The sequence below is a fragment of the Trebonia sp. genome (assembly GCF_030042015.1).
Lineage (GTDB): Bacteria > Actinomycetota > Actinomycetes > Streptosporangiales > Streptosporangiaceae > Trebonia.
The window spans coordinates 1-8,306 of the sequence record NZ_JASIAL010000285.1; the positions used below are offsets into that span (position 1 = coordinate 1).

At 67.2% G+C, this 8,306-nt stretch carries 6 protein-coding genes; 3 read left to right on the forward strand and 3 right to left on the reverse strand.

The window, feature by feature from the left end; translation table 11 throughout:
• Positions 1-63 precede the first annotated feature (63 nt).
• Both Q1N79_RS15300 and Q1N79_RS15305 read left to right on the forward strand, forming a co-directional pair.
• On the forward strand, positions 64-489 hold the full coding sequence (locus Q1N79_RS15300) for a VOC family protein (protein ID WP_300609638.1): 426 nt from the start codon (positions 64-66) through the stop codon (positions 487-489).
• Positions 490-1,672: 1,183 nt separating this feature from the next.
• Positions 1,673-2,845: a sugar-binding domain-containing protein gene (locus Q1N79_RS15305; RefSeq protein ID WP_300609640.1), complete on the forward strand. Its 1,173-nt coding sequence runs from the start codon at positions 1,673-1,675 to the stop codon at positions 2,843-2,845.
• 324 nt (positions 2,846-3,169) lie between these two features.
• Here the strand turns inward: Q1N79_RS15305 and Q1N79_RS15310 are convergent, their stop codons facing one another.
• Positions 3,170-3,550, reverse strand: coding sequence for a hypothetical protein (locus tag Q1N79_RS15310; RefSeq protein ID WP_300609642.1), 381 nt, complete (start codon positions 3,548-3,550; stop codon positions 3,170-3,172).
• Between the two features lie 458 nt (positions 3,551-4,008).
• Between Q1N79_RS15310 and Q1N79_RS15315 the strand changes: the two genes are divergently transcribed.
• On the forward strand, positions 4,009-4,884 hold the full coding sequence (locus tag Q1N79_RS15315) for an LLM class F420-dependent oxidoreductase (RefSeq protein WP_300609644.1): 876 nt from the start codon (positions 4,009-4,011) through the stop codon (positions 4,882-4,884).
• Here Q1N79_RS15315 and Q1N79_RS15320 read toward each other — a convergent pair.
• Together Q1N79_RS15320 and Q1N79_RS15325 are read right to left on the reverse strand one after the other, a co-directional pair.
• Complete coding sequence (locus tag Q1N79_RS15320) at positions 4,832-7,285, reverse strand: glycosyl hydrolase family 65 protein (protein ID WP_300609646.1); 2,454 nt, start codon at positions 7,283-7,285, stop codon at positions 4,832-4,834. The two genes, Q1N79_RS15315 and Q1N79_RS15320, sit on opposite strands and share 53 nt — an antisense overlap.
• Positions 7,282-8,306 (reverse strand): carbohydrate kinase family protein (locus Q1N79_RS15325; protein WP_300609648.1); only part of this gene is annotated, 1,025 nt, incomplete at its 5' end. The genes Q1N79_RS15325 and Q1N79_RS15320, both read right to left, overlap by 4 nt.

The window sequence follows — 8,306 nt, forward strand, 5'->3', positions numbered from 1 at the left end:
TCGGCCTCACGTGCGCCTGGCTTGGCGGCGGACGGCCACGTCGATGAGCTCAGGAGGGTAAGCATGCAAGGACCCGTACCGGATCAGTTCAACCTGGTCGTCTCGGACATGGAGGCAACTGTCGCCTTCTACCGGAAGCTGGGCCTGACCATCCCCGGCACCGGTCCGCGGTGGCAGCATCATCACCGCACGGTCACGCTCCCCGGCGGGATCGGCCTCGACCTGGACAGCAGCGAGTTCGCCCGGCACTGGAGCCGCGGCTGGCGGGGTGGCATGGGGGTGCCCGGGTTTGCGGCAGGCAGCCGGGAGCGGGTCGATGAGATCTATGCGGATCTGGTTGCGGCCGGGTACCGGGGGCAGCAGCCCCCGTACGACGTCTTCTGGGGCGGGCGCTATGCCGTCATCGAGGACCCGGACGGGAACGCGGTCGGGATCATGAGCCCGGTCGACCCTGATCGACGATCACAGCCGGACTTTGGCGAGACGTGACCTGAGGCCGCCGCAGGAGTCGTCCGAAGGACGCGATATCGCGGACTCTGTCCCACACCCTACGAACAGAGGTGCCAATGGGCCCCGCGGGAACCGGGCATTGCGGGCACGGCGATTACCGGGAAACAAAAGACCAGTCAGGGACCAATCACCGCCAGGCCGCGGCAGCGACCGGACGCCGAACCTGCCGCGCGCCCGTGCCGCAACCAGAGGGCAGGCATCCGGCAATGCCGGGTTGCTGCTCACCGGCGCGCCCCAGAAGGTGCACGATCTTTGGCTGGCGGTGCCGGGGGCCTGGCGATGCGGGAACGGTGCTCCGGGCGGGGCTCAAGGTTGCCGCGGACCTGGCGCGGCGCGGGAACCAGAAATCAGCGTGTTGCTTATCCGCGAGCACTTAGGACCCAAGCTGCATGGACAAATAGGACAAAATGGCCGAGAAGCTCTGCGGCTCGTATCCTATGTGCGAAAAACTGTCCCAGTATCTGAGATCACCAGCCGAAACCGGGCTCGCGCCCCAGCAAGCGGCGGAAGATCCTCGAAGGCGAGGAAGGAGTCGGTTGCGGTTGGGTTGCCAGCGGTCATGCGCCGGCGTCCCTGTGGGTGGCGATTGCCTCCCGCGGTGTGGCCTCACAAGCAACGATCGGGCGCTGCCCCGGCGCAGGGCGACTGTGAGCGGCAGTTAGTGCAGCTAGATGCCATGTCGACCGATGGTCGCCGACGTTCAGCGACCGTTAGATTCAGCCTTGGTCGCCAGACGCCGTTGCGCCGCCGTATCGCTGTGGCGCCTGGCCCGCATACACGTGATGGGCGCGGTCAAAATATGCCAACGGGTACCACATATTCATACATCGGGCATACGATGTCGTTATGCAGATTCGATCTGTATAAATACTCATTTTTAGTTCTAATCTTGCGAACATGTTAACGTGTCGGTAATATCGCGCCATGACGATAGGGTTCGGCCTCACTCGGGTGGCTGCGCGCGGCTCCGCCGGAACATCGCATGACGCCTTGACCTGGCTTCACCCTGACCTCCTCGCAAGCGCGTCGTGGCCGGCGCTCACCGCAGGCCGTACGTTCGCGCCTCGCTGCCACCTCAGGCCGTTCGGGTGGGTCAATCGTGAGGCGCGGCAACCAAACACCGGCTCCGAAGCGCACGCGACTGGAGGTTCGCATGTCTTCAATGCCTAGCCGTGAGGCTCTGCTGGCCGCCTACTACAAGTTTCACGACCCTACCCTGACTCAGCGAGAAATCGCGGAGAAGGCCAATCTCGGCACGCAAGCGCAAGTGTCGCGACTCTTGGCGGAGGCACGCGAGAAAGAGGTCCTGCGGGAGATATTCCAGTTTCCCGCAGGCTTGGACAAGGAAGTTCGCCAGCAGATCGAAAGTTCCTTCTTTCAGCGGCACTCAGCCCTTGAGAATGCCCTCGCGCAGAAAGCCCGCGATCTCAACGATACGCGCTCCGATGGCGGCTCGTTCTTCAAGCGATTGCACGTGGTGGGCGCGCCAGGACTCGAGGAGGAGAACAATGCGGCGGCGCGGGAGAAGGCCTTCCAGGTCTTCGGCGCGGGTGCCGCCGAAATTGTTACCGGCTACATAGACCAGGCCGATACATGCTGTGTCGCCTGGGGCAGGACAATCGACGCGACGGTGCGTCACGTGCGCCCTAGGAGCACATCGGGGTCCGCGAAGCTATTCATCCCGATCGCCGGCGAGCCCACGAATCACGAACCAAATGGCGTGAGTCCAAGTGACGCCGCCCGTACGCTCGCCCAAGCCTGGCCCGAGTCACGCGCGCTCTCGCTGCGCGGCGTACAAGCGCGAATCCCGAAGTCGGTCTATGTGCATGACCAGGACCGCATTGCCCGCGAGCTGGTCGGATACTCGAAAAATTACCGGCAGATCTTCGGCGGCCCGGGCTCCGCAGATCGCCCGCTCATCCGCCAGGTTCCCATGATACTGACCGGCATAGGCGACGTGACCACGAGCAAGCGGCCTATCGTCGGGGTCGGCCGTCCCGACCCGTGGTATCTGGAGACGGAGGACGCGGAGGACCCAAGCGTGCTCGGGCTGGCGGAAGGAAACATCGGCGGCGTGTGGATTGCGCGAAGTGACGTTTCCGCGGAAGAGAAAAAGCAGGTCGACGAGGTAAACGCGCGCTGGCTTGGCGCCCAGCACGACGACTTCAAGCGCTGCTCAAGGACCGCGGACATGGAGCGGAACCGTCCGGGTGTCGTCGTCCTGGCAGTAGAGCCGGAGAAAAAGAACATTGTCCTGGAAGCCCTGTACCTCGTGAATGTCCTGGTGGTCAGCCGCCAGCTCGCGGATGCACTGGCCGACGAACTGCTGTCATGAAAGGACAGATGACGCCGCGGCCTGCCTGGACAGTTTCCAGGGACGCTTATGTGATCTGACCGGGGAAAGGTGGTGAGATCAATGCTCGTGCCACCATCGCGTGGGCAGCGCGTAGCCATCGTCGCTGCCTTGGCCGTCCCCCTGACCGTCATCGTGCTGCTGTCAGCGCCCGCGTGGGTCACCTGGCCATTCCTGCCCTCCGAGCGAAGGGAGACAGTTAAGGAATTCCTAGGTCTCGTAATAGACTGGATTAAGGTACTGGCCGGGATCGCGGGCGGCACAGACGATTGAGCAAATCGGCCGGCCTGGCCGCTTGAGGAAGGCTCACGGCCATCCCGTGCGATCCGCGAACCGTGCAGGAGCGTCCGCGCCCTGCAGCACGAGCTCACCAACGGGCCGCCTGACATGAAGCTGCAAAGAACTCGCTGACCACCCGGCTTGCGGACGGGAGAACTCGATTGCCAGCCCGTCGTTCAGGCAAACGATCTCCAAGAAGCCGCCATCGACGCCCTGGGCCTTGCCGGCACCTTTTGTTATCGCGCTGTCAACTGCCCGCAGGTAGCTCGAGAGGTGGTAACGGTTTCTGATGCTGATCCATTCATCATCCTCCAGGTCAAAAGGCCAGAGGCAGCGCAGAACCACGAAGTTACCCTCGGAAGTCAGCTCCAGGTATCCCCCTGCGGGGTGGCGGTCTATGAGCACCATCAGCCTCCGGTAAATCGGCCGGATGATTCCATCACGGCGCGGCGGCGCGGTGCTATGTCCCGGACCTCCGCATTAGGAAACATTACTCAGCGGACGGGAGGCTAGCAAGTCGTGTCCCAATCACCGAGTATTCATGCATAATGCGGCCGGAAAATTCAATCCCGCACAGCGGCGCGTGTACACCAATCTTGGGCGCCGACATATTCATATTGACCGGGCCGAGAATATGCGGCGGCCCGGGACGTCCGGGACGTCCGGGACGTCCGGGACCTCCGGGACCTCCGGGACCTCCGGCTCGCCGGCCTCGGCCGCGATCGTGGGGACGGTGCTGCTACGGCCGGGTTCCGCTGCGCGCGCGCCGCGGCGCACAGGATCGATGGCGCCCGAGGGACCGCCCGCATGAGAAAATCTTCATGCAGAACGGTCCCGTGGTTCCCGTCCGCCGGAAGGGTCTTTCGATGCAAGTCGGCATCCATTTCATGAACTTCACGCTGCCCGGTGGGGCGCCGGGCCTGCGGGGCGCGCTCGGTGACACGGCGGTCGCGGCGGACGAGGCAGGAGTCGCCTGGTTCACCGCGATGGACCACTGGTTCCAGATGGAGCACTTCGCGACCGCGCGCGACCCGATGCTCGAGGGCTACAGCGTGCTGAACTTCGTCGCGGCCAAGACGGAGCGGCTGCGGCTCGGACTGCTGGTCACCGGCGTCACCTACCGGCATCCCGGGCTGGTCGCCAAGACCGTCACCACGCTGGACGTGCTGTCCGGCGGGCGGGCGTTCCTCGGCATCGGCGCCGCCTGGTACGAGCGCGAGCACCGCGCGCTTGGCGTGCCCTATCCCCCGGTGGCCGAGCGGTTCGAGCGGCTTGAGGAGGCGCTGCAGATCTGCGAGCAGATGTGGAGCCAGGACGAGGGGCCGTTCGAGGGCAAGCACTACCAGCTCGCCGAGACGATCAACGTCCCGCAGGCGCTGCAGTCGCCGCGCCCGCCGATCCTGATCGGGGGCGGCGGGGAGAAGAAGACACTGCGGCTCGTCGCCAAGTACGCCGACGCGTGCAACCTGTTCGGGTCCTCGCCGCAGGAGGTCGGGCACAAGCTCGGCGTGCTGCGCGCGCACTGCGACGTGCTCGGCCGGGACTACGACTCCATTCAGAAGACGATCATCGGCCGGGTGGACCCGGACGGCGACATCGGCCCGTTCCTCACCCAGATGGAGCAGTACGCCAAGCTCGGCGTCTCGCTGGTCGAGGTCGCGCCGCTGCCGCCGGACCCGGCCCGCTTCGTCACCTCGCTCGGCGAGAACGTGCTGCCCCGGCTGGCGCAGATCGGGTACTGAGCCCGAACACCGCCCGGTCTCCCGGGCACAGTTCGCGCACGTCGCCGGGTAGGCCGGCGCGTATCTGGCGGCCGGGGCCCTCGGGATGGACGTCGAGCGTCAGCAGGTCACGGGTGAGCGTGACGTGGATCGGGGCCTGCCGGAACTGCATCGGGAACGACAGGCCGTCCAGGCCGGCCGGGAGCAGCGGGTCGAAGTACAGGACGCCCTCGCTGATCCGGGTGCCCGCGTAGTACCGCTGCATGACGTCGAGCGTCCCGGCCATCACGCCCAGGTGGATCCCTTCCTTGGTGGTGCCGCCCTGGATGTCCTCGGCGTCGCTGCGCAGCGCGACGAGGAACCGGTCCCAGGAGCTCGCCGGGTCGAGGGCGGCGAGCACTCCCGCGTGGGTGACGAAGCTCAGCGTCGAGCCGTGCGACGTCCGCCGGTCGTAGTACGCGACGTTGCGGGCGGCCGTGTCCGGGCCGTAGTCGTAGCCGAGCCGCCCGAAGATCTCGCGCAGTTCGGCGCCGGAGAACAGGAAGAAGAGCATCACCGTGTCGGCCTGCTTGGCGATCTTGTAGCGGTTGGGGTCGTCGCCCTCCGCGCGCAGGATGCGGTCGAGCCGCTGGATGTTCCCGTACTTGGCGCGGTAGGCGTCCCAGTCCAGCTCCGCGAGGTCCGCGTAGCCCTCGAACTGGCTGATGATCCCGTCCCCGTGGAACGGGATGAACATCCGGCGGCTCATGTCCTGCCACAGCTCAAGCTCGCCGTCGCCGATGCCGAGCTGGGCGCGCAATCCGTCCGCGCTGCTCGCCGACAGCAGCGGCAGCACCCGGCCGGCGATGTCGCAGAGCCACGCGACCATGACGTTGGTGTAGGCGTTGTTGGCCAGCCCGCCCTGGGGCGCGCCCGGGTACTTCTCGTGAAACTCGTCGGGGCCCATCACGCCGTGGATCTCGTACCGCTCGCGCTCGGGGTTGAAGGCGGCGATGGAGGCCCAGAATCGCGCGATCTCCAGCATGATCTCCGCGCCGTAGCTCTCGATGAACTCGTAATCGCCGGTGGCCTGGAAGTAGTTCCAGATGTTGAAGAAGATCGCGGCGTTGACGTGCCGCTGGTTGTGGGACAGATCGGGCTCCCAGCGGCCGGAGAGCGGGTTGAGGTGGACGCGCTGGGTCTCCTCGACGCCCTCGCTGCCGCTCTGCCAGGGGAACATCGCGCCCCGCAGCCCCGCCTCACGGGCGGCCGCCCGCGCCTCGCCGATCCGGCGGTAGCGGTACATCAGCAGCCCGCGCGAGACCTCGGGCAGCCGGACGTTGAAGAAGGGGAACGCGTACATCTCGTCCCAGAACACGTGCCCGCGGTAGGCCTCGCCGTTGAGCCCGCGCGCGGGCATCCCCGCGTCGAGGTCGGCGGTGTGCCGGGAGCAGACCTGCAGCAGGTGCGCGACGTGCAGCCGGAGCAGCAACTGGACCTGCTCGTCGCCCGACACCCGCACGTCGCACGTCCGCCACAGTTCGTCCCAGGCCGCGGCGTGCCGCTCGAACGCCGCGGGGAAGTCGCCGTGCCTGGCCGCCGACCTGGCCGCCCTGACCAGGGTGTCGCTGACCGCCGGGTCCCGCGAGGTGTAGAAGGCGACCATCTTCTCGACCCGTGCCGCCTCGCCCTTGCGCACGTCGAAGGCCAGCACCTGCTGGATGTAGTCCTCCATCTGGTACAGCGTCCGGCTCACCGGCAGCGCGGCGTCCGCGCCGGACACCCGCGTGCGCGTCGCCTGGCTGATGTACAGGTTCGACTGCCTGGTCTGCGCCTTGAGCGCGATGACTTCCGGCCCGAACGTCCGCGGGGAAACCGGGTTCAGGTGACGGCCTTCCAGCGCCAGGTACCTGGCGACGCCGCCGTTGGTCACCCGCGCGTCGAGCGCCGAGATGACCTCGACGTGCCCGGACCAGTTCGCGGGGACCAGGGTCCACTCGATCCCGGCGTGATGCGGGTCGGCCATGCTGACGAACCGGCGCGTCGTCAGCGCGGTCTCCCGGCCGGCCCGGTCCCGGAAGCGCAGCTGCCGCCAGACGGTAGCGCTGCGGATGTCGTACTCGTGCCGGTACCGCAGCAGCTCGACGTCGGCGAGCCTGATCGCGTCCTCGCCTTCGATGCGCAGCTGCAGGACCAGCCAGTTCGGCAGGTTGACGAGGTCCTCGTTGAGCACGGGCAGGCCGCCGAGGATCGTGGTCTCGCGGTTGTAGCCGCCGTGCGCGTACGTGCCCGGATAGTGCACGCCGTCGGCGTCTTCCCACTCCGCCGCGCCGCGCGTGCACAGGTAGCCGTTGCCCGTTGAGGTCAGCGCCTCCCGCAGTCCCTCGGCCGCCGCGTCGAAGCCGTCGTAGCCGAGCAGGAAGCCGTCCACGGCGCCGCTCATGCTCCCTGGCGGGAGGGCCGGGCGCCGTACGTCGCGAGGATCTGCCGCTCGGTTTCCTCCCGTGGCAGGTAGACGTTCAGTTCCGTGCCCGGTCCAGTGCAGCGCTGCGCGCCCATCGCGTTGCCGTACTGGCAGGCCACGACGTAGTCCCGGTGCGCGAGGTAGCCGTAGGCCAGCCCCGCCGCGAACGAGTCGCCGGCGCCCGTCGTGTCCACGACGCGCTCGACCGGCACCGGGTCGACGAACTCCTCGCTGACCCCGCCTGACCCGTCCCGGTAGAAGGCGACGCAGCCGCGCTCGTCGAGCGTCACGCAGACCGCCCCGACCCCGCGGTCCAGGCAGTGCCGTGCCAGTTCCCGCAGCTCCGCGGTGCTCTGCCGCGGCGGGTCGGCCGTCAGCTCCGCCGACTCACCGAGCCACATCGAGCCCGCCTCCGCGAGGTTCATCTTCAGGATGTCGATGTACGGAAGCCACAGGTCCTGGTCGGCCCACACCCGTGCGTGGCGCTCGCCGCTGGCGGTCAGCGTCATCGTCGGGCCGTGGGCGTCCAGCACCACGGTCGCGCCGCTGTGCTCCTTGATGTAGCGCAGCGTCGCCTGCCCCACCTCGTAGTCCGTGATCGGGACGCAGACGAACACGTCCGCGTCGAGCGCCTCGCCGACGTCGGCAGGCAGGATCGGGTCCATGAAACTCGTCTGCCGCTCGACGCGCTGGCTCTCCCCGATGTACCGCAGCTCGACACCGTCCCCGTGGTCGGCCCGCGACGTGATGCACGCGGTGTCGATGTTCGGGAAGTCCACCAGCAGGTGCTTGATCGGGCCCTCGTCCCGGCTGCGAACGTGCGATATCGGCACGATCGTGTCGCCGTCGTCCATGAGCGCGGAGAGCGCGACCGCCGTGTACAGCGCGCACCCGTACTTCTCGAACCGGTCACCCCACTTGGTGACGACCGAGTCGCGAGGGATCGGCCCGAGCACCGCGACCTTGCGGCCGTTCCGGCTTTCCGTGTCACTGGTCACGA

Bases quoted from the DNA above. Each gene is read 5' to 3' on its own strand.
- Q1N79_RS15300 (WP_300609638.1), top strand. From the start codon at position 64: ATGCAAGGACCCGTACCGGATCAGTTCAACCTGGTCGTCTCGGACATG.
- Q1N79_RS15305 (WP_300609640.1), top strand. From the start codon at position 1,673: ATGCCTAGCCGTGAGGCTCTGCTGGCCGCCTACTACAAGTTTCACGAC.
- Q1N79_RS15310 (WP_300609642.1), bottom strand. From the start codon at position 3,550: ATGGTGCTCATAGACCGCCACCCCGCAGGGGGATACCTGGAGCTGACT.
- Q1N79_RS15315 (WP_300609644.1), top strand. From the start codon at position 4,009: ATGCAAGTCGGCATCCATTTCATGAACTTCACGCTGCCCGGTGGGGCG.
- Q1N79_RS15320 (WP_300609646.1), bottom strand. From the start codon at position 7,285: ATGAGCGGCGCCGTGGACGGCTTCCTGCTCGGCTACGACGGCTTCGAC.